15 protein-coding genes and 8 pseudogenes are annotated in these 19,402 nt (G+C 34.9%); 7 read left to right on the forward strand and 16 right to left on the reverse strand.

What is annotated here, in order from left to right:
- Positions 1-55: 55 nt before the first annotated feature.
- The 3 genes and pseudogenes from AC3WVZ_RS32080 to AC3WVZ_RS32090 form a co-directional block, all read right to left on the reverse strand.
- Positions 56-481, reverse strand: a complete 426-nt coding sequence (locus AC3WVZ_RS32080; protein ID WP_078187649.1) for a GIY-YIG nuclease family protein — start codon at positions 479-481, stop codon at positions 56-58.
- Positions 456-1,004: a hypothetical protein gene (locus tag AC3WVZ_RS32085; RefSeq protein ID WP_078187648.1), complete on the reverse strand. Its 549-nt coding sequence runs from the start codon at positions 1,002-1,004 to the stop codon at positions 456-458. Before AC3WVZ_RS32085 ends, AC3WVZ_RS32080 begins: the two co-directional genes overlap by 26 nt.
- A 240-nt stretch (positions 1,005-1,244) precedes the next feature.
- Positions 1,245-1,826: pseudogene (locus AC3WVZ_RS32090) on the reverse strand (Rpn family recombination-promoting nuclease/putative transposase); the annotation flags it as partial.
- Between the two features lie 88 nt (positions 1,827-1,914).
- Between AC3WVZ_RS32090 and AC3WVZ_RS32095 the strand changes: the two are divergent.
- Positions 1,915-2,622: pseudogene (locus AC3WVZ_RS32095) on the forward strand (IS6 family transposase).
- 294 nt (positions 2,623-2,916) lie between these two features.
- Here the strand turns inward: AC3WVZ_RS32095 and AC3WVZ_RS32100 are convergent.
- Both AC3WVZ_RS32100 and AC3WVZ_RS32105 read right to left on the reverse strand, forming a co-directional pair.
- Positions 2,917-3,315: a hypothetical protein gene (locus tag AC3WVZ_RS32100; protein WP_233936978.1), complete on the reverse strand. Its 399-nt coding sequence runs from the start codon at positions 3,313-3,315 to the stop codon at positions 2,917-2,919.
- Between the two features lie 107 nt (positions 3,316-3,422).
- Positions 3,423-3,722 (reverse strand): hypothetical protein, encoded by a 300-nt coding sequence (locus AC3WVZ_RS32105; protein ID WP_233936979.1) that lies wholly within the window; start codon positions 3,720-3,722, stop codon positions 3,423-3,425.
- Between the two features lie 163 nt (positions 3,723-3,885).
- Between AC3WVZ_RS32105 and AC3WVZ_RS32110 the strand changes: the two genes are divergently transcribed.
- The 4 genes and pseudogenes from AC3WVZ_RS32110 (at position 3,886) to AC3WVZ_RS32125 (ending at position 7,445) form a co-directional block, all read left to right on the forward strand.
- Complete coding sequence (locus tag AC3WVZ_RS32110; RefSeq protein ID WP_233936980.1) at positions 3,886-4,608, forward strand: IS6 family transposase; 723 nt, start codon at positions 3,886-3,888, stop codon at positions 4,606-4,608.
- 57 nt (positions 4,609-4,665) lie between these two features.
- Complete coding sequence (gene tnpC, locus AC3WVZ_RS32115; protein ID WP_100910632.1) at positions 4,666-6,069, forward strand: IS66 family transposase; 1,404 nt, start codon at positions 4,666-4,668, stop codon at positions 6,067-6,069.
- A gap of 432 nt (positions 6,070-6,501) precedes the next feature.
- Positions 6,502-6,978, forward strand: a pseudogene (locus AC3WVZ_RS32120) (DUF4158 domain-containing protein); the annotation flags it as partial.
- A 251-nt stretch (positions 6,979-7,229) separates the two neighbouring features.
- Complete coding sequence (locus AC3WVZ_RS32125) at positions 7,230-7,445, forward strand: hypothetical protein (RefSeq protein ID WP_139362556.1); 216 nt, start codon at positions 7,230-7,232, stop codon at positions 7,443-7,445.
- Here AC3WVZ_RS32125 and AC3WVZ_RS32130 read toward each other — a convergent pair.
- The 5 genes and pseudogenes from AC3WVZ_RS32130 to tnpC (AC3WVZ_RS32150) form a co-directional block, all read right to left on the reverse strand.
- Positions 7,442-8,109: pseudogene (locus AC3WVZ_RS32130) on the reverse strand (IS6 family transposase). The gene AC3WVZ_RS32125 and the pseudogene AC3WVZ_RS32130 overlap by 4 nt on opposite strands.
- A gap of 191 nt (positions 8,110-8,300) precedes the next feature.
- The gene (locus tag AC3WVZ_RS32135; RefSeq protein ID WP_176116703.1) at positions 8,301-9,140 is read right to left on the reverse strand and encodes a PA14 domain-containing protein; all 840 of its coding nucleotides are present in this window, start codon (positions 9,138-9,140) and stop codon (positions 8,301-8,303) included.
- Positions 9,141-9,489: 349 nt separating this feature from the next.
- Positions 9,490-10,839: pseudogene (locus AC3WVZ_RS32140) on the reverse strand (IS4 family transposase); the annotation flags it as partial.
- Positions 10,840-10,892: 53 nt separating this feature from the next.
- Positions 10,893-10,997 (reverse strand): annotated as a pseudogene (locus AC3WVZ_RS32145) (IS6 family transposase); the annotation flags it as partial.
- 325 nt (positions 10,998-11,322) lie between these two features.
- Positions 11,323-12,726 (reverse strand): IS66 family transposase, encoded by a 1,404-nt coding sequence (gene tnpC, locus AC3WVZ_RS32150; protein WP_100910632.1) that lies wholly within the window; start codon positions 12,724-12,726, stop codon positions 11,323-11,325.
- Between the two features lie 373 nt (positions 12,727-13,099).
- Between tnpC (AC3WVZ_RS32150) and AC3WVZ_RS32155 the strand changes: the two genes are divergently transcribed.
- Positions 13,100-13,201: an SEC-C metal-binding domain-containing protein gene (locus AC3WVZ_RS32155; RefSeq protein WP_233937012.1), complete on the forward strand. Its 102-nt coding sequence runs from the start codon at positions 13,100-13,102 to the stop codon at positions 13,199-13,201.
- A 14-nt stretch (positions 13,202-13,215) separates the two neighbouring features.
- Here AC3WVZ_RS32155 and AC3WVZ_RS32160 read toward each other — a convergent pair.
- A pseudogene (locus AC3WVZ_RS32160) lies at positions 13,216-14,277 on the reverse strand (DUF4158 domain-containing protein); the annotation flags it as partial.
- Between the two features lie 92 nt (positions 14,278-14,369).
- Positions 14,370-14,846, reverse strand: a pseudogene (locus tag AC3WVZ_RS32165) (DUF4158 domain-containing protein); the annotation flags it as partial.
- Between the two features lie 261 nt (positions 14,847-15,107).
- Between AC3WVZ_RS32165 and AC3WVZ_RS32170 the strand changes: the two are divergent.
- Positions 15,108-15,494, forward strand: coding sequence for a GntR family transcriptional regulator (locus AC3WVZ_RS32170; RefSeq protein ID WP_233936983.1), 387 nt, complete (start codon positions 15,108-15,110; stop codon positions 15,492-15,494).
- A 118-nt stretch (positions 15,495-15,612) separates the two neighbouring features.
- On the opposite strand, the gene yknW is transcribed toward AC3WVZ_RS32170, so the two are convergent.
- The 4 genes from yknW to AC3WVZ_RS32190 form a co-directional block, all read right to left on the reverse strand.
- Complete coding sequence (yknW, locus tag AC3WVZ_RS32175; protein WP_233936985.1) at positions 15,613-16,287, reverse strand: YknW family membrane protein; 675 nt, start codon at positions 16,285-16,287, stop codon at positions 15,613-15,615.
- A gap of 70 nt (positions 16,288-16,357) precedes the next feature.
- The gene (locus tag AC3WVZ_RS32180) at positions 16,358-17,548 is read right to left on the reverse strand and encodes an ABC transporter permease (RefSeq protein WP_233936986.1); all 1,191 of its coding nucleotides are present in this window, start codon (positions 17,546-17,548) and stop codon (positions 16,358-16,360) included.
- Positions 17,545-18,225 carry an ABC transporter ATP-binding protein gene (locus tag AC3WVZ_RS32185; RefSeq protein ID WP_233936987.1) on the reverse strand — a complete coding sequence of 227 codons (681 nt, stop codon included), beginning with the start codon at positions 18,223-18,225 and terminating at the stop codon, positions 17,545-17,547. Before AC3WVZ_RS32185 ends, AC3WVZ_RS32180 begins: the two co-directional genes overlap by 4 nt.
- Positions 18,222-19,400 (reverse strand): efflux RND transporter periplasmic adaptor subunit, encoded by a 1,179-nt coding sequence (locus tag AC3WVZ_RS32190; RefSeq protein ID WP_233936989.1) that lies wholly within the window; start codon positions 19,398-19,400, stop codon positions 18,222-18,224. The genes AC3WVZ_RS32185 and AC3WVZ_RS32190 overlap by 4 nt, the downstream gene beginning before the upstream one ends.
- Positions 19,401-19,402: the final 2 nt, after the last annotated feature.

A 19,402-nucleotide genomic window follows, 5' to 3' on the forward strand; every position in this document is an offset into this window, starting at 1 on the left:
TTTAGGGAATCTACCGAGCTAATATACCTTTTGGAGGGGTTGGGCAAAAATCCCCTTATTCCATTCTCATTCTTTTTTCCTGGAAGGATTTAATGTACTGTGTATTTAACAAAGGCTTGTAATCCCTTATCAATTGTTTTTCAATTAAGTTAGTATATTCATACGTATAAGATCCTATCTCAAAATAAATTAGTACAAAATTTATTAGTCCTCTTCTTGCATAAAAACGTGTTGTAGGTTCATATCCTTTTAAATGATAAAGCATCCTATCACGAACTTTTGATGATTTACCTATATAAAGTGGTGTATTAGGGTAATGAGCTTTTGATTCAAACAATACATATACTGCGTTACAATTCATGTGCAAATTATCTTTAATATCACAGGCATCAATAAACAAATGCGGATACATGAATTCTTCTTTCTCTTCAAAAAAACCACGTTCTTTTGGGTCTCTATACAATATAAATTTGTCCTTCATTACAATACGCTCCTTCTCCTAAAAGGGTTTTCCATTTACTCAAAGCAGGATTAATTTCAAAGAAGAATTTATGCAACATGTCTCTCGCTTGGATGTTATCTTTGCTAATGCTGGTGTTAATTTCTCTGGCATGTATGACAACCCCTTGATTGTTATAAAAACAGACTCTAACTAAATACATACCCCATTGTATTTTTAGTATTGAAGTAATATATGAAAAATCTTGAACGGGGATTAAGAAGCATTCATCTTCAGTATGTTGGTCATATCTTTGCATTAGCTTGACACTTAGCATCTGCTTTTTCAATCCAATAAAAACGGTCCCTTCTGCAGGATTCCAGAAGGGATTTTCAAAATCATCTACTAATCTTTCAGTGATAATATTTCCAGACAAAGTAATTTCTGTTTTCCAGTCTTTATATATATCACTTTTAACATCAGTAATGGAAAACGCAAAAAAAGAATCGTCAAGTTTATTATATTGAATAGATAAAATACAACGTTTTGCAATATTATCCTTCAAGAGTATTCTCTCCTTTTAATTTTTTTACGATATCTAATGTTATTTCCATTTAATACGTAAAACTTACATACTTTAACTCTATAAGGTTACGGCAACGATTCTTTCCTTTTGGAGCCACAGAAGAAAAATGAGGAGTATAATTGATGAATCTTTGTTTTCTTATATAAAATTAAAGCCCTCTTATAGAAAGAGAGCTTTAACAATATTTGTAAGGGTAAAATAAATTGCTATATAAAAAAATTACGTCCCCAAGAATCGTTGTATTTCGGTTTCTTGTAATCCAGTAAGTTTTGCAATATCTTTTATGGATACACCATTTTTATGCATTCCACGAATTAACTGCATCTTTCCTTCCTCTTTTCCTTCCTCACGAGCATGTGCTAATTTCGCTTGTTCATCAAATAATACCTTTTCCCTGGCTTCATAAGCTAATCGGAAAGAACTGTTTTGACTCATGTCTTCCCACTTGTTCATGGCCTTTTGTAACATCGGATCTTGTTTCATCGCAATATCCTCCAATGTGTGAGTCAAATGCTCATCCTCATGTGCTGGTAGCAATAACAGCCATCGAGCGAATTCATTTTCCCACGGATTAATTTTTTCTTCCCTCCATTGCTGCAGTAACTTTGGAATCTCAATGAAGTGAATCTCCAAATCATTAAGTAATACTTGTTTTTGTTGTTGACTCCAAAATTGACCAACTGTATGCAGATCTTCATAATCTGGAAACAGATAAAAATCTAATAAGTTAATCGCAATTGTTTTACGAAGAGAACGATACGGTATTCCCTTTTCAATTTGAGATGTATACAATTTTGGGTTCTGGTGCAAAAAAGTTAGGTTAATTGCAAGTAATCTTCTAATTTGGGACATACTGATACGATTACTCTACAAAAGGGATGTGATCAGTATGAAAAAGGACAATTTGTTTAAATGGAAGCATTACCAACCAGATATAATTTTATTAACTGTACGTTGGTACCTACGGTACAATCTAAGTTTTCGAGATTTGGTGGAAATGATGGAAGAAAGAGGATTATCTTTAGCTCATACAACGATTATGCGCTGGGTCCATCAATACGGACCGGAACTGGATAAACGTATCCGATGTCATTTGAAACAAACAAATGATTCATGGCGAGTGGATGAAACGTATATAAAAGTAAAGGGGCAATGAATGTATTTATACCGTGCGGTTGATTCTGAAGGAAATACGATTGACTTCAATCTTAGTAAAACTAGAAATCATAAGGCTGCAAAGCGATTCTTTAAGAAAGCTTTGCAATCTTTTCATGCCTCAAAACCTCGTACAATTACAATTGATAAAAATCCTGCTTATCCAGTTGCTATCACCAAATTAAAGAACGAGAAAAAAGTGCCGTTAGGCACTCAAATTCGGCAGATAAAATATCTAAATAACGTAGTGGAGCAAGACCATCGCTTCATTAAAAAACGTGTACGCTCTATGTTAGGTTTTAAATCTTTTGGCACAGCTACATGTATGCTTGCGGGAGTAGAAGCCATGCACATGATAAAAAAAGAACAGGTGGATTTACAGAATCAGTCTGTTCGCAATCAAAAAGAATTTATTCATCAATTATTTGGATTCACAGCGTAAAGAATGATTCCAGTAGGAATCCTCATTATTTTTTGGGAATGTATCCTTTATTTGCACCAGAACCACATTTGAAGCATGTCAATTAAACTGTATATGTTTTTGAAATGTTTATTATAAAAAGAAATTAAAATCCTTTATTTATAAGGGTTTTATCACTAAATTTCTTGCTATTCCCCCATCTCGAGGCGATGGGCAAAGAAACCCTTTTTATAATCATCAAAGATTTCAAAAGAAATTAAACAACCTGAGTCCATATAAATATAGAACTCAGGTTGCGTAATCTGCGCTTTTTAATTACACACTTTTCTTGTGTGATCCAGGTGTTACTGTGAAGTAATATTTTGAGCCTTCATATGCGTAATTTGTATTTGCTAATCCAGCTATACGTGGAGCATTATCGTATTGTAGTTCTTGCGACCCCACAATAGATGATAATCCTTTACCAGGTAACAGTGTATAATCTGACTGTATTTTGTATACAGCCGCCGCATAATCATTATACTTATAGTCAGGGTTATCTACTCTTGATATATCAAATTTAACTTGCGAACTCGTTTGTTTTGTAACATTTACAGTATGCTGAAAACTAGCTGTTAAACTGGCGCTAATCTCTGAAGTAACATCTGCAACAAGAGGAACAACCGACACTTTTATCCCCATCTTCCATCCAGCTGTTGTTGCGAATCCAAACATATTCGTTGTTGATACACCCGAAGTTAACGTTTGATTATAACCGAATGCAGCTGCATCATTCTGCAGACCCGAAGCATCTGGAAGCAGTTTATAGTTTGTTTCTCGTTTTAGTTTACTTGTGCCGTTCCATGATCTGGAATTGGATTATATGGATTTTCTGGGAGTAATGGAAGACCTGGGTCCACATCACCATCCGTATCAAATTTAGTAAGTTTGTTTTTATACACAGGAGTCATCTTACCATTTTCCATTTGGTAACCTTGAATCAATCCCTCCTGTGATGATGAAACATCAGCTTTTTGTGTTTCCGCTGCAAAAGATGTGGCCGGTGTAACCGCAATCGCTGACATACTTAACATACTTGTAAGCGGTATAATAGTAGCTAACTTTTTATAACGTTTTCGCAATATAAACTCCTCCGTTTCTATGTATGGATAAAGTAGGATACTAGTAACCTACTTACTTAAGTATAAAGGGGGAATCTGGTGCAAAAAAATTAGGTTAATTGCAAGTAATCTTCTAATTTTGGACATACTGATACGATTACTCTGCAAAAGGGATGTGATCAGTATGAAAAAGGACAATTTGTTTAAATGGAAGCATTACCAACCAGATATAATTTTATTAACTGTACGTTGGTACCTACGGTACAATCTAAGTTTTCGAGATTTGGTGGAAATGATGGAAGAAAGAGGATTATCCTTAGCACATACAACGATTATGCGCTGGGTCCATCAATACGGACCGGAACTGGATAAACGGATCCGATGTCATCTTAAACAAACAAATGATTCATGGCGAGTGGATGAAACGTATATAAAAGTAAAAGGGCAATGGATGTATTTATACCGTGCGGTTGATTCTGAGGGAAATACGATTGACTTCAATCTTAGTAAAACTAGAAATCATAAGGCTGCAAAGCGATTCTTTAAGAAAGCTTTGCAATCTTTTCATGCCTCAAAACCTCGTACAATTACAATTGATAAAAATCCTGCTTATCCAGTTGCTATCACCAAATTAAAGAACGAGAAAAAAGTGCCGTTAGGCACTCAAATTCGGCAGATAAAATATCTAAATAACGTAGTGGAGCAAGACCATCGATTCATTAAAAAACGTGTACGCTCTATGTTAGGATTTAAATCTTTTGGCACCGCTACATGTATACTTGCAGGAGTAGAAGCCATGCATATGATAAAAAAAGAACAGGTTGATTTACGGGATCAGTCTGTTCAAAATCAAAAATTATTTGTAACTACTCAGCCACCTTTCGGTGTCTTTTTTAAATTTTACTAGTTTCATATGCCTCCCATTTGTAAATACTGAGTATATCAAACAGGGGAGGTGAATCTTATGGTCGATCGAAAAATTATTTTAGATACATATAAAAAAGGACCTGAAGCTGTTATTTCTTTATTTGAAGAAACATTTTCTAAGTTAGAAAAACGTATACAAGAACTAGAAAATGCTTCAAAAAAAAACTCCAAAAATAGTCATAAGCCACCTTCTACAGATGGTTTGGGTAAGCCCGTTACAAAAAGTTTGCGCAAACCGTCTCATCGTCAAACGGGTGGCCAGTTGGGCCACAAGGGACATACTCTTGGTTTGACAGCGACTCCAGATCATACGATTACACATTCTCCTACATATTGTACTTGTTGTCATACTTCCTTGAACCACGAGCCTGTAAAAGGGTATCGCATTCGCCAAGTGTATGACTTACCACCTATTCAGATCGAAGTGACAGAACATAAAGTAGAACAGAAAGAATGCCCACATTGCCATTCTATCCAAGAAGCCCAATTTCCTTCGACAGTATCTCGTCCTGTTCAATATGGTCCAAATATAAAAAGACTGATTCCCTATTTAACGCATTATCAATGCATTTCTTTGAAGCGAACAAAAGAATTCTTTCAGGATTGTTTTGGACATTCTATAAGCGAAGGAACCCTGGTAAATCATACACAGGCTTTCGCTTCTCAATTGCAGCCATTCATAAAAGAAGTAAAGGAAAAGATTCTGCAGTCTCCTGTTGTCCATTTTGATGAAACTGGTATGCGTGTAGAAAACAAAACACAATGGTTACATACTGCCAGTACACCGGAGGTGACATTGCAACATATTCATCAAAAACGTGGAAAAGAAGCAATGGATGCTGGAGAAATCTTGCCATCTTTTTCTGGAATTGCGATGCATGATGGTTGGAAATCGTATGATGCGTATACAGATTGTCGTCACGTTTTATGTAATGCCCATCTCTTACGAGATTTACAAGGAATTATAGATAGTACTGGAGAACAATGGGCACAACAGATGCAGAAATTTCTAACGCAAGCGTTGACGATGAAAAAGCAATCCGAAGGTACCATGCCAAAAGCGACGCAAAAGAATCTGTTTATTATGTATCAATCCATATTGAAAGAACAACAGATTCTTTCCACGAAACAAAAGAAGAAAGGAAAGCAGACGCCTTCTCAAAATTTATGGAATCGCTTCGTCAAGTATTCTGACAGAATTCTAGCGTTTTTAGAACATCCAGCCATTCCATTTGATAACAATCAAGCAGAACGGGATATTCGGATGACGAAAGTAAAACAGAAAGTGTCTGGGACTTTCCGAAGTAAGAAAGGCGCAGAATCTTTTTGTCAGATACGAAGCTTTATGAGTACCATGAAAAAACAAAAACAATCGGTCTTACAAGCGATAAACCAAGTCATAGAAACTAGAACGGTTCCTTGGAATAACACGACTTCATAAGAGAATTTCTCTATTTGGCATAGATTCTTTCTCTGATTGGAGTATTTTCTTTTCATGTTTTCGAATCGGAAACATGTATTTGGCCTGTTTTTTTATTTGAAGAAGCTGAGTAGTTACAAGAATTTATTCATCAATTATTTGGATTAACAGCGTAAAGAATAATTCCAATAGGAATCCTCATTATTTCTTGGGAACGTATCCTTTCTTTGCACCAGAACCTAAAGGGGAAACTGTATATTGCCTCCCTCATAATGGGCTTTTACAAAGGTAATATTGAGGTGTCGCCACAGTACTATCAGGCTGTAGTGACAGGGTAGCTGCTCTAGTCCGCAGGATTTTTTCCAGTAATAGTAAAACAGGGTGTTCTTGAAGGCTATGCTCTCTCTCAATTATACTATTTATTAAATAAACGTAATGAGATGAGGGGAAATATTGAAAAAAAGTTGGACTGAAGAAGAATTATTAGAGAACTATATGCTGTTACCAAATGAACGTCATTTAGTATTGAGTAAAAAAACAAACGCCAATCGGCTGGGATTTGCTGTCTTACTAAAATATTTTCAAAAGGAAGCTCGTTTTCCAAGCGAAAAACAAGATATCTCGAAAGATATTGTTCAACATTTAGCACATCAAATACATGCGTTACCTGAAGATTTTTTTGAACATTATAGATGGGGCGGAAAAGAAAGAAGTTATACAGATCATCGAAAAATCATTCGTGATCTCTTTGGTTTCAGAGAGATCACTTCAAAAGATAATCTCCAATTGATACAATGGCTAAAAGAACAAGTACAACTTACACATGATATGGAAGATTTATCTGATCAAGCTTATCGCAAATGGAAAGTAGAACCACCTTCTAAAGGTAGTTTAAAACGAATGATTCATTCCGCTATTGATACGTATGAGGGGTAGAACCAGCATCTCCAAGTAAAACGGACATTTTTAAATATTCAGAAAATTATCATGACTATTAAAGTGGTTTCACTTTTAGCTCAAACGTCTAAATGATTTAATCATTCAAAGTAACAACTTAATTTTAGATATTGCCATGCCATATCCTCTTGAAAAGATGCACTAACAAAAAGTGTCACAGAACTATTATTCTGTGACACTTTTTGTTAAAATAAGACTGAATATAATAAAAAAAGAGGTTAAGTTTGAAAAAAAGTGACATAGAACTTGAAGTGTTTGGAACGTATCTTTTGGAACAAGGTAAACGAGAAATTACAGTTGAAGATTATAAACGGCATATTCAAAATTCTCATTCTTGGTTAGTACATGAAAATGATTCTGGTGCAAATACAGTGAGATATGAAAAAAAGAAAAAGATTCCTAGCGGAATGGAACTTTATGCTGTTAAACCAAAGATTTAATTGATAAAATACATTTGCTTTTGGACAGACCTCCCCCCTTGGGGGGTTTGTCCTTTTTTGATCATATGCATAGCTTCTATTCCAGCAATCATTTTTGTAGCTGTTTGCAAGGATTTCAATCCAAACATATTCCGAATCCGTTTTTTGATAAATCGATGATCTTGCTCAATGATATGGTTTAAATATTTTTTCACACGAAGTGGTATACATTTCTCTTCCTTTAGTTCACGTATCGCAACAGGGTAGGCCTTATCTCCATCAGCAGTTATCGAACGAGGCTTTGTGGCATGACAAAGAAGCCAAGGCTTTCTTTAGAAAACGCTTGGCAGCCTTCGCATCTCGTTTACGACTTAAATAAAAATCAATCGTATTTCCCTCAGAATCAACCGCACGGTATAAATACCTTCATTGCCCTTTTACTTTTATATATGATTCATCTGCTCGATATGAATCATTTGTTTAAGATGACGTCGGATACGTTTATCCAGTTCCGGTCCGTATTGATGGACCCAGCGCATAATCGTTGTATGAGCTAGGGATAATCCTCGTTCTTCATTTCCACCAGGTCTCGAAAACTTAGATTGTGCCGTAGGTACCAACGTACAGTTAATACAATGATATCCAGTTGATAATGCTTCCATTTAAACAAAGTGTCCCTTTTCATACTGATCACACACCTTTTGTAGAGTAATACTATCAGTATGTCCAAGGTTTAAAGTTTCATTGCACAAATATTATATTTTTTGCACCAGATCCTTATATCATGTATATATAAATCATTTTCCATGTTTAGTTTTCATATTATTACCGATTCACTCAAGGATGCCGGTTTATAGGAACCTTCGTGTTTTCAAATTACTTAGAGTATAAACTATCACTTGAAATTTGTTGTTCAGGTCCATTATTAATAGACCATAATAATTCCATTATACTTGCACCAGGTCCATTGAAGTACTCTATTTTAATATTATATAATTCATCTTTATTTAAAGAAATAGATCGGCTAGTATGTTTTGTTTTTGACATTACATTGTAATCATCAATTACAGCTTCATCATTAATATAGACACGTACACCATCATCAGAATTGGTAATAATTTTATATTCCCCTGTTTGAGGCGCTTTAATTTTTCCAGTCCAGCGAATTGAAAAATTTTCTGGGACTTTTCCTAATGCGTCGGGTAAATCGCTAATAGTAATATTTTTGTCTACACGTTCCATTACTTTATTATTAAAAAATACCCCTGTATAGTATTCTCCTAATAAACCATGCTCTACTTGAGGTGGTGTTTCACTTTTCACCAACCCTGCATTTAAATTTTTTAAATTATTTTGAGTTACAGTTATGTATTTCGTTAATCCATCACTACCAAAATAAGGACTGGTTCCAAAAAAGCGATAATTTTGTGGAACGTTTACTTTCGCATAGTACTTCCCATCGGCCACATCACCAAAAGAATACTTCCCTTGTGAATCCGTTGTAGAGCTTTTCATTAAAGATCCATTAATCGTAAATAAATCCATTTTAATATTGCCAATTCCGGATTCCCCTTCATCCATCTTCCCATTTTTGTTTTTATCTTCCCAGACCACACCTGTATTTTCAGCAGCATATGTTGGCGTAGTCATCACATATTGACTACTTAATAGTGTGGTAGATAATAGTGTTCCATACATGATTTTGTTTAATTTCATAAAATGATTCCTCCCAAAGTTACTTTTCATTGACTTACTAAAGATAACGAATCCGGAAGGTTCTAACAAACATAAAAATAACTTTAGGGAAAGGTCATATTTTATATTTTGATGACATGAACATAGGATTTTTTGAAAAAGAGGGCTTTATTTTATTCAAAAAATGTCATTACATGCTTCCCTCGGTTATGGTACAAAACAGTGAAATAGGCCTCACGATACATGCCCATCAACTTAAGAGAACAAATAAACTGAAATTCCCTTCAAAAGGGTTATAAACTGTTCAACAGATTGATTGTTCTTAAAAATCCGCATACTAAATAAACTCTAACGAGTTTTATTTTTAAAATTATGCAGCTTTCTTTTGTTCCCTAGCTATATTATACTCATAATGGACACCCATGATATCAAAGACAGTTTTCTTCTCATATCTGTGAGATTTCCGCCCGTTTTTCTCTAGAAGGTGGAACAGGTGAACCAGAAGCTTTGTTATCTCTTGGGTGTTTTGTATGGCTTGATAGAGGAGAAATAGGTGATCTTGAATCATTCCAATCGCTTTATATTCACTTAATTCTTTTTGCTTCTTCTGTAACAAAAGTTGGCGCATTTTAAACATGGTAGAAGAACATAAGAAAATAGCAATCAGTTTCCCGTATAAATGGCACTCTATTCGTTCTTGTTTAACCGTGCGACAATGATCTATATGAAACAATGATTTCCACGTTTTAAAAACTATTTCTATCTGCCAACGTAAAGAGTATAGTTCATGGACTTGCTTCATCGAAACCCACTCCCACGGAGTGTTAGTTACATATACATTCAACCCAGATAATATTTTACTTTTTTTCGAATATGGTTTTCCTTTTTTCTTTTCACTTTCCATTTGTTTTTTTCGTCGTTCTCGTAATTGTTTTTCTGTTAGACGATACAGAACGAGTCGGGCAAACAAAACTTTTTGATCTCCTACATAAACATTACCTACTTCATAAGTTTCACCAGGTAACAAGCGCTCCATCATCATTTGCAAGTTGATTTTTACATATTCTGTCTGTTTTTTGAGTGCACCATTATGAAAAAATGTAGGATTAGGATTTTTGATATATACATTTGAATTTAACTTTAAGCGTGAAATAAAATATGTTCCCCGTTGATCCATTTGATCTAAATCCTCTAATGAAAAATACCCTAAATCACGAATACATAAATCGCCTGGTCGTAACGTATCTAAACATTCTGTGCCGAATGTTTTATCATTATTTTTTCCAGGCCCCACTTGAAAATTAAGAAATTGTCCACTATGTAAATCATATTCTAATTGAATTTTGATTCCAGCTGTTTGCGCACATCCACCTGAACCAGGGTATATATGCTCCAACGTATTAGGTACCTGAAACATGGTGGCATCCATGATGCGAATGCGTTGAAAATGAGCAAGAAGTTGATTAGAAATGTGAGTCTGTTCACAGATTTTTTGTTGTAATAACAAAGAAAAGATATGTTTTAAAAATAACACTGATTTTTCATTAAATCGTTTATTTAAGCCCTCCGGGCTAAGTACAGTACCTGTAACTGCATGAAGCCTACTACATAATCGGACTAAAGAATCACTGGCCACCCTTTGGCTAATCCAAATACAAATGGTAGCTAAATCTGCCCCTGAAAATTTGCGTTTTCTTTTTACAAATTTCGATTCTGGTGCAAAGAAAGGATACGTTCCCAAGAAATAATGAGGATTCCTATTGGAATCATTCTTTACGCTGTTAATCCAAATAATTGATGAATAAATTCTTTTTGATTTTGAACAGACTGATTCCGTAAATCAACCTGTTCTTTTTTTATCATATGCATGGCTTCTAGGGGTAGTGAGACGGTTCATGCTCTAGTCCGTCAGATGATTTACATAAAATAGAAAAAACCTACTGTTTCAAAGTAGGTTCAATTTATCTAACATTCTTGTTCGAGATGGGTTTGTATACAGTAATGTAGTGTGTATATTAGAATGACCGGCTATATGTGCCACTTCATGTACATCAAAACCATTTTCCAGTGCGTGTGAACAAAAATAGTAACTACTCAGCTTCTTCAAATAAAAAAACAGGCCAAATACATGTTTCCGATTCGAAAACATGAAAAGAAAATACTCCAATCAGAGAAAGAATCTATGCCAAATAGAGAAATTCTCTTATGAAGTCGTGTTATTCCAAGGAACCGTTCTAGTTTCTATGACTTGGTTTATCGCTTGTAAGACCGATTGTTTTTGTTTTTTCATGGTACTCATAAAGCTTCGTATCTGACAAAAAGATTCTGCGCCTTTCTTACTTCGGAAAGTCCCAGACACTTTCTGTTTTACTTTCGTCATCCGAATATCCCGTTCTGCTTGATTGTTATCAAATGGAATGGCTGGATGTTCTAAAAACGCTAGAATTCTGTCAGAATACTTGACGAAGCGATTCCATAAATTTTGAGAAGGCGTCTGCTTTCCTTTCTTCTTTTGTTTCGTGGAAAGAATCTGTTGTTCTTTCAATATGGATTGATACATAATAAACAGATTCTTTTGCGTCGCTTTTGGCATGGTACCTTCGGATTGCTTTTTCATCGTCAACGCTTGCGTTAGAAATTTCTGCATCTGTTGTGCCCATTGTTCTCCAGTACTATCTATAATTCCTTGTAAATCTCGTAAGAGATGGGCATTACATAAAACGTGACGACAATCTGTATACGCATCATACGATTTCCAACCATCATGCATCGCAATTCCAGAAAAAGATGGCAAGATTTCTCCAGCATCCATTGCTTCTTTTCCACGTTTTTGATGAATATGTTGCAATGTCACCTCCGGTGTACTGGCAGTATGTAACCATTGTGTTTTGTTTTCTACACGCATACCAGTTTCATCAAAATGGACAACAGGAGACTGCAGAATCTTTTCCTTTACTTCTTTTATGAATGGCTGCAATTGAGAAGCGAAAGCCTGTGTATGATTTACCAGGGTTCCTTCGCTTATAGAATGTCCAAAACAATCCTGAAAGAATTCTTTTGTTCGCTTCAAAGAAATGCATTGATAATGCGTTAAATAGGGAATCAGTCTTTTTATATTTGGACCATATTGAACAGGACGAGATACTGTCGAAGGAAATTGGGCTTCTTGGATAGAATGGCAATGTGGGCATTCTTTCTGTTCTACTTTATGTTCTGTCACTTCGATCTGAATAGGTGGTAAGTCATACACTTGGCGAATGCGATACCCTTTTACAGGCTCGTGGTTCAAGGAAGTATGACAACAAGTACAATATGTAGGAGAATGTGTAATCGTATGATCTGGAGTCGCTGTCAAACCAAGAGTATGTCCCTTGTGGCCCAACTGGCCACCCGTTTGACGATGAGACGGTTTGCGCAAACTTTTTGTAACGGGCTTACCCAAACCATCTGTAGAAGGTGGCTTATGACTATTTTTGGAGTTTTTTTTTGAAGCATTTTCTAGTTCTTGTATACGTTTTTCTAACTTAGAAAATGTTTCTTCAAATAAAGAAATAACAGCTTCAGGTCCTTTTTTATATGTATCTAAAATAATTTTTCGATCGACCATAAGATTCACCTCCCCTGTTTGATATACTCAGTATTTACAAATGGGAGGCATATGAAACTAGTAAAATTTAAAAAAGACACCGAAAGGTGGCTGAGTAGTTACCGAAATTCTTTAAAATTTGATAATTTTTTCATCGATTCGCCTCCGATTTACTTTATATTTTATAAAATAGAGATAAAAAGAAAAGAGGCGAATGCTTATGTATCCATTAGGTTCAGAGAATAATCCGATTATGATCAAAGTAAGAACAAGAGCACAAGCAGAAAAAATAGCAACGATTTGTGATGAATATGATTTTTATTACATGATTAGTTTAGAATTAAATGAAGATTTAACTGATTTGAAAAAAGCAATTAAAGGACGCACACGTCCAATGAATATATATAATCCATGTGCTTGTAACAGTGGAAAGAAATATAAGTTCTGTTGTATGAACAAGGAAATAGAGTTAGGTATCTTCTTTTTCTTAGCTTGATGGCGATGTTGCCGTACCCCAAATAAGGTATCTTGAATAATCCCTTCGGGATGTTCTACAGTTGCTTTTAATAAGTTTATAATATGTTTATTTTTTCCTTTTACCCGTTCCAATTCTGCAATGGCTTCTTTCCGAGTTGTATTTTTAGCTCTATTTTTGATTTTAAGTGTAATTTCATCTAATAAATCTGCTAAAGAATCAATGACTTTCCCATATTGGTGTGAAAAAAGGATAGCTAATAATGTATAACGAATGTAGGACGGATGTGCACGTAATTCCGTTACAGTTTCTGTTGCTGCGCGGAAACGATATTTCTTTTCTAACTTTGGAGGTAAATGCTGAAATAGTCTAGGAGGAATTTCTAATTGTTGGATGGCTAACAGTTTTTTTAATTCTGTTTCCATAGTATTTACACTCGGTTTACATGCAGACGATAAAAGATATAGAAAAGATAACTGATTTGAATTTGTTTTTTCATACATGATGTCTACAATTTCTAAATCCTCATTTGATTGCACATCTAATAATGCATCTAATCGACAACAAGTTTCAGCGGATAAATGTTCGGAAATTGTATAATATAAATCTTTCTCATACGTATCAATAGCGGAATGAATCATTCGTTTTAAACTACCTTTAGAAGGTGGTTCTACTTTCCATTTGCGAAATAAATGATAAGCTTGATCAGATAAATCTTCCATATCATGTGTAAGTTGTACTTGTTCTTTTAGCCATTGTATCAATTGGAGATTATCTTTTGAAGTGATCTCTCTGAAACCCAAGAAATCACGAATGATTTTTCGATGATCTGTATAACTTCTTTCTTTTCCGCCCCATCTATAATGTTCAAAAAAATCTTCAGGTAACGCATCTATTTGATGTGCTAAATGTTGAACAATATCTTTCGAGATATCTTGTTTTTCGCTTGGAAAACGAGCTTCCTTTTGAAAATATTTTAGTAAGACAGCAAATCCCAGCCGATTGACGTTTGTTTTTTTACTCAATACTAAATGACGTTCATTTGGTAACAGCATATAGTTCTCTAATAATTCTTCTTCAGTCCAACTTTTTTTCAATATTTCCCCTCATCTCATTACGTTTATTTAATAAATAGTATAATTGAGAGAGAACATAACCTTCAAGAACACCCTGTTTTACTATTACTGGGAAAAGTCCTGCGGACTAGAGCAGCTACCCTGTCACTAAGCCCAATAGAAGGAGGTTCTACTTTCCACTTACGAAAGAGATAATACACTTGATTTATTAAGTAATCGGTATCATGAGTAAAGGCAATTTGTTCTTTTAACCATGGTTCCAGCCGCTCTCCTTCTGTATGAGTAAACTCTTTAAACTGAAAAAAATCTCGAATTTGTTTTCTATGGTAAGTATAGTTTCTTTCTTCTGATCCCCAACGATACTCATCAAATAAATTTGAAGAGAGGTTAAGTTGTTTTGCGATATATTCAATCACTGCTTTTGGAACATCACTTTTCTTTATTGGGAATCTAGCTTCATGCTGAAAATACTTCAATAGAACAGTAAAACCAAGACGACTGGCACCCGTCTTATTACCAATAAGTTTGCGCTCGATGTCAACCAAAATAAAATGTTCTAGTAGTTCATCTTCTGTCCAATTCTTCTTCATGCCTGTCTCTCCCTTTATATAGAATAGCTATCTATACTTTTAGTTTAGGGAAAAACAAACAATAAAAAAAGCCGAAATTGGCTTCACTTTGATATATACGAATAGCTACTTTGCGGTCTACAGCAAGAACCCTGTGACTAAGCCTATTTTGCAAAAGTTTAGCTTACTTTCAAAAACTTTGCAACAAAACCCTAATTTTTTCTCTTTTTTCTTAAAATTATTATATTATATAATTAACGAATTAATTCTGGGGGTAAAAAAATGAGAAATGATTTTTCACCTAATATACCAGTGTACATACAGATAGTAGAGTACATAAAAATGGAAATTATATCTAGACGCTGGTCAACAGGCAGCAAAATTCCTACTGTACGCGAATTAGCTACTACATTACAAGTCAATCAAAATACGATCCAACATGCATTTCAAGAGCTAGAAAAAGACGAGATTATTATAACGCGTAGAGGAATGGGAAGATATGTAACCACTAAGGAAGATAAGATTAAAAAACTTCTTAACCAAATGATAAAAGAGTTAATTGATAATTTTATAAATAACATGAAAAACTTAAATTTTAATGAAGAGACGATTCTTATAAGTCTCCAGTCTGCATTATATATAGATAATTTAAAAGCATTAAATAAATAATATATGAAAACATCTCTATTTCATTCACTTTTAACCGGTGAATGAAATAGAGATGTTTTTTTACAATTTATATAATATTACTTTATGCTTATCCATGCTATTTTAATAGCAATTCAACTTAAAACTTTGGCATCATACCACCAAATGCTCCAAAAGCTACTGAGAAAATAAAGAAGATGATTGCAACTACCGTTGCCTGTTTTTTGCTTAATCCTGCTGTAATATGTAATCCTAATGCAGATATAACTAAAGACCATATTGTAAAGACTTCAAATGATTTCATAGCACCATGTAAAACGTCATTAAATGAAGTTAGTAAAGGACCTAGCCCAGTATACATTTCTTCTCCTGTTTCTCCAATAATAATAGCCAAAAGACCATTTGTAAATAAACCAAGTGTGGTAATAACACTTCCATATACTGAAATTGCTAATAATTTTTTAAAAGGTGTATCGTTGTTCATAAACATCATAAACACTTTATAAATAGCTGTAGTAATAAAAGCCCCTATTATAAAACCAATAGCGCCTGTAAAAAATCCACTCCCTAATTGCCAAACTAAAGGAATATCTAAACCTAACTCTGCATTTACTTTTTTACCTTCTGGAGACATAATATATGCATATGTATTAATTAGGTATACAATACCAGTTAAAGTTGCTAATAGCCAAAAACTTTTCAAAATAGCGTTACTATTTTTTATTCTTTCAAATTGCATACTTGGAGATGTTATCACTCCAAATAATGATGGTTTTTCACCAGTAAGTTCTTTATTTTCAATATTTAACTCCATTTTATAGCCTCCTTGTATTTACATAATATCCTCTATTAAACAGTTCGCGCCGCATTATTATACATGCAACCTATTCATATCGAAGTGCTTCAATTGGATCCAATTTCGCAGCTTTATTTGCAGGAATTAACCCAAAAATAATACCAAGTGTCATAGAGAACAATACCCCACCTACGACAACTTCCCATGAAACAAGTGGTGGCCATTTCGCAAAGATAGACACAATATAAGCTCCCGAGTAACCAAGGGCAATTCCAATTAATCCGCCAATAAGCGTTACCATAACGGATTCAATTAAGAATTGTAGTAATATTTTACTGCGTGTTGCCCCAAGTGCTTTACGTACTCCTATTTCACGTGTGCGCTCTGTTACTGATACAAGCATAATATTCATAACACCAATTCCACCAACCACTAAGGAAATACCAGCAATACCACCAATAATCATAGTCATAATATTTGTCATTTGAGAAATCCCATCTTGAATTTCTTTTAAATTTGTTACTTCATATTTTCCTGTAAACTCGCTTGGTTTGCGGTTATTTAATACCTCAGCCGCTTTTTTTCCTGCTATTTCTAAATTATCGACATTTTTTGCTTGCACGGACATTTCTTGAATTTCCTCTTTTCCATATAAGGTTGGCCATAGTGTAATTGGAATTAGCGCTTCTGAAGCTTCCATTCCCATAAAATCATTATCTGATTTATATACACCAATGATTTGTATTGGTTGGCCCCTAATTCCAATGATTTTACCAACAGGATTTTGCTTTTTGAATACTTTCTTTTTCATTCCTGTGCTAATCATGACCACATTATTTCCTTGGGTAATATCAGACTCTTGTAATGAGCGACCTTTTAATACTTTTACTTGATTAACATTAAAATATTGGTTATCTAATCCTGTAATAGTTACCATTTCTTTTTTATCTTCAATATCCAGAGTTTCCATACTAGAATTTGTTGTAAGAATATGTGCCACTTCTGGAATATTTTGCACCTCATAAATGTCTTCCTCAGTTAGCTTAGGTTGTTCTGTTTCAAATAGATTATTAACATCTGGAGTGTAATGAATAGGAACAACATTATTCCCCTTACCAGCAAATACTGATTTTAATGTAGCTTCCCCACCCTGTCCAATCGCAACGACAGTAATAATAGAACCAACGCCGATAATAATACCAAGCATCGTCAATGCAGATCGTAGTTTATGAGCCATAATAGAAGATAGGGCAATTTTTATACTATCTAGTAAACTCATACTGCACACCTTCTATCTTCTGTAATTTTTCCATCTCGCAGTACAATGCGCCGAGATGAATAATCTGCTACTTCCTCTTCGTGCGTAACCATAACAATTGTTGTACCTTCTGCATTAATCTTCGTAAAAATATCCATAACTTGCTCACCAGACTTCGTATCAAGCGCACCAGTCGGCTCATCAGCCAGAATGAACGTTGGATTATTCGCAATCGCTCTTGCAATTGCGACACGCTGCTTCTGTCCACCTGACAATTCGTTCGGTAAATGATGCACGCGGTCTGCTAATCCGACTTTACCTAACGCCTCTAAAACACGCTTGCGACGCTCTGCTTTCTTTATGCCACCATATACGAGCGGGAGTTCAACATTTTCAACTGCCGAAAGACGCGGAAGCAAGTTAAAATGCTGAAACACAAAACCGATATATTCATTACGAATTAAAGCAAGCTTTGACTCGTCTGCTGTTAAGATATTCACATCATTCAGCATATATTCGCCTTCTGTTGGACGATCTAAACAACCGATAATATTCATAAGCGTTGATTTACCAGAACCAGACGGTCCCATAATCGAAACGAACTCGCCGCTCTGAATCGTTAAACTAATACCGTGCAAAATCGGCACTGCCAATTTTCCTTGATAATACGTTTTAGCAATATGATTTAACGTAATCATTTCTCTTTCACTTCCATTCCGTCATACATATCGTCGGAAGGATTTTTAACCACCTTTTGCCCCACTGTTACGCCTTCTACAACCTCTGTCCAGTCTCCATCAGTAGAACCTTTTTTCACATTTTGTTTACGAAGCTTTCCTTTTTCTTCAACATAAACAAATGCATCATCGTCTTTTTCTACAATGCTCTTAGTCGGAACAGCAATCATCTTCTTATTCTCTAAATTTACTTGCAGAGAAACGTGATAACCTGGAGATAAACCATCTTGACTATCAAGGCTTGCTTTATATGTATATTGAGACATATTTTGCGTCGCTTCACCTATACCGCCTGCTTGCGCCATCTCTGCACTCGTTGGGAATTCACTTACTTCTGTAATCTTACCTGTCCACTTCTTCTTATTATATGCTTTCGCAGTAACAGTAAATGTTTGATCCTTTTGAATTTGTGACTTTTGAAGCTCAGTTAACGTCCCTTGAATTTGGAACGGATCTTTAGATGCCACTTGTAAGAAGGCTTTCCCTTGCCCACCTAACGCTTGAGATGAACTTTGCGCTGCATCTTTATCTAACTTTTGAATAACACCAGCAAAATTACTATAAATAGTAAGCTCTTTCTGCTTTTTATTTAACTCTTTTTTCTGCAACTTTCCTTTTTCTTTCTCAAGATCAGTTGTCTTTTGTGCTATCTCTAACTCACTTACTTGCTCTTCCATCGGATCTGTTACTTCTTTCCCAGCTCCGCTATCTTTCGCTTTCTTAATTTCTTTCTTCAGCGAATCGATCTTCTTTTTCCCTTGATCATAACGCATATCTGCCATCTTCTGATCAAGCTCAGCTTGCTTCATTTGAAGATTAATCTCTTCATTATCATAAGAGAATAACTTCGCGCCTTTCTCTACCTCTTGTCCTTCTTTTACCTCAATATCTTTCACTTTCCCTTTGGCCGGATCCGCATAAAAACTTTCAATATTCCCAGGTTTCACCTGACCAGAAATTAACTTCGTATTATTCAGATTTCGCTCCGTTACCTTCTCAAAACTTACAACATCAGCAGATGTTGATGCCCCCTTCTTCTTCCCTTGCATTACAAAAATATTGACTGCTGCTACAATAACAATTAACGCAACAACTCCAACACTAATCCATTTTTTTGTATCTACATTTGTAAACATAG

The sequence above is a fragment of the Bacillus sp. CPT56D-587-MTF genome, from assembly GCF_058792335.1.

Excerpts from the sequence above, each read along its gene's own strand:
- AC3WVZ_RS32190 (WP_233936989.1), bottom strand. The coding sequence starts at position 19,400 with ATGTTTACAAATGTAGATACAAAAAAATGGATTAGTGTTGGAGTTGTT.
- yknW (WP_233936985.1), bottom strand. The coding sequence starts at position 16,287 with ATGGAGTTAAATATTGAAAATAAAGAACTTACTGGTGAAAAACCATCA.
- AC3WVZ_RS32135 (WP_176116703.1), bottom strand. The coding sequence starts at position 9,140 with ATGAAATTAAACAAAATCATGTATGGAACACTATTATCTACCACACTA.
- AC3WVZ_RS32185 (WP_233936987.1), bottom strand. The coding sequence starts at position 18,225 with ATGATTACGTTAAATCATATTGCTAAAACGTATTATCAAGGAAAATTG.
- tnpC (WP_100910632.1), top strand. The coding sequence starts at position 4,666 with ATGGTCGATCGAAAAATTATTTTAGATACATATAAAAAAGGACCTGAA.
- AC3WVZ_RS32080 (WP_078187649.1), bottom strand. The coding sequence starts at position 481 with ATGAAGGACAAATTTATATTGTATAGAGACCCAAAAGAACGTGGTTTT.
- AC3WVZ_RS32155 (WP_233937012.1), top strand. The coding sequence starts at position 13,100 with ATGAATATATATAATCCATGTGCTTGTAACAGTGGAAAGAAATATAAG.
- AC3WVZ_RS32100 (WP_233936978.1), bottom strand. The coding sequence starts at position 3,315 with ATGTTTGGATTCGCAACAACAGCTGGATGGAAGATGGGGATAAAAGTG.
- tnpC (WP_100910632.1), bottom strand. The coding sequence starts at position 12,726 with ATGGTCGATCGAAAAATTATTTTAGATACATATAAAAAAGGACCTGAA.
- AC3WVZ_RS32170 (WP_233936983.1), top strand. The coding sequence starts at position 15,108 with ATGAGAAATGATTTTTCACCTAATATACCAGTGTACATACAGATAGTA.
- AC3WVZ_RS32110 (WP_233936980.1), top strand. The coding sequence starts at position 3,886 with ATGAAAAAGGACAATTTGTTTAAATGGAAGCATTACCAACCAGATATA.
- AC3WVZ_RS32180 (WP_233936986.1), bottom strand. The coding sequence starts at position 17,548 with ATGAGTTTACTAGATAGTATAAAAATTGCCCTATCTTCTATTATGGCT.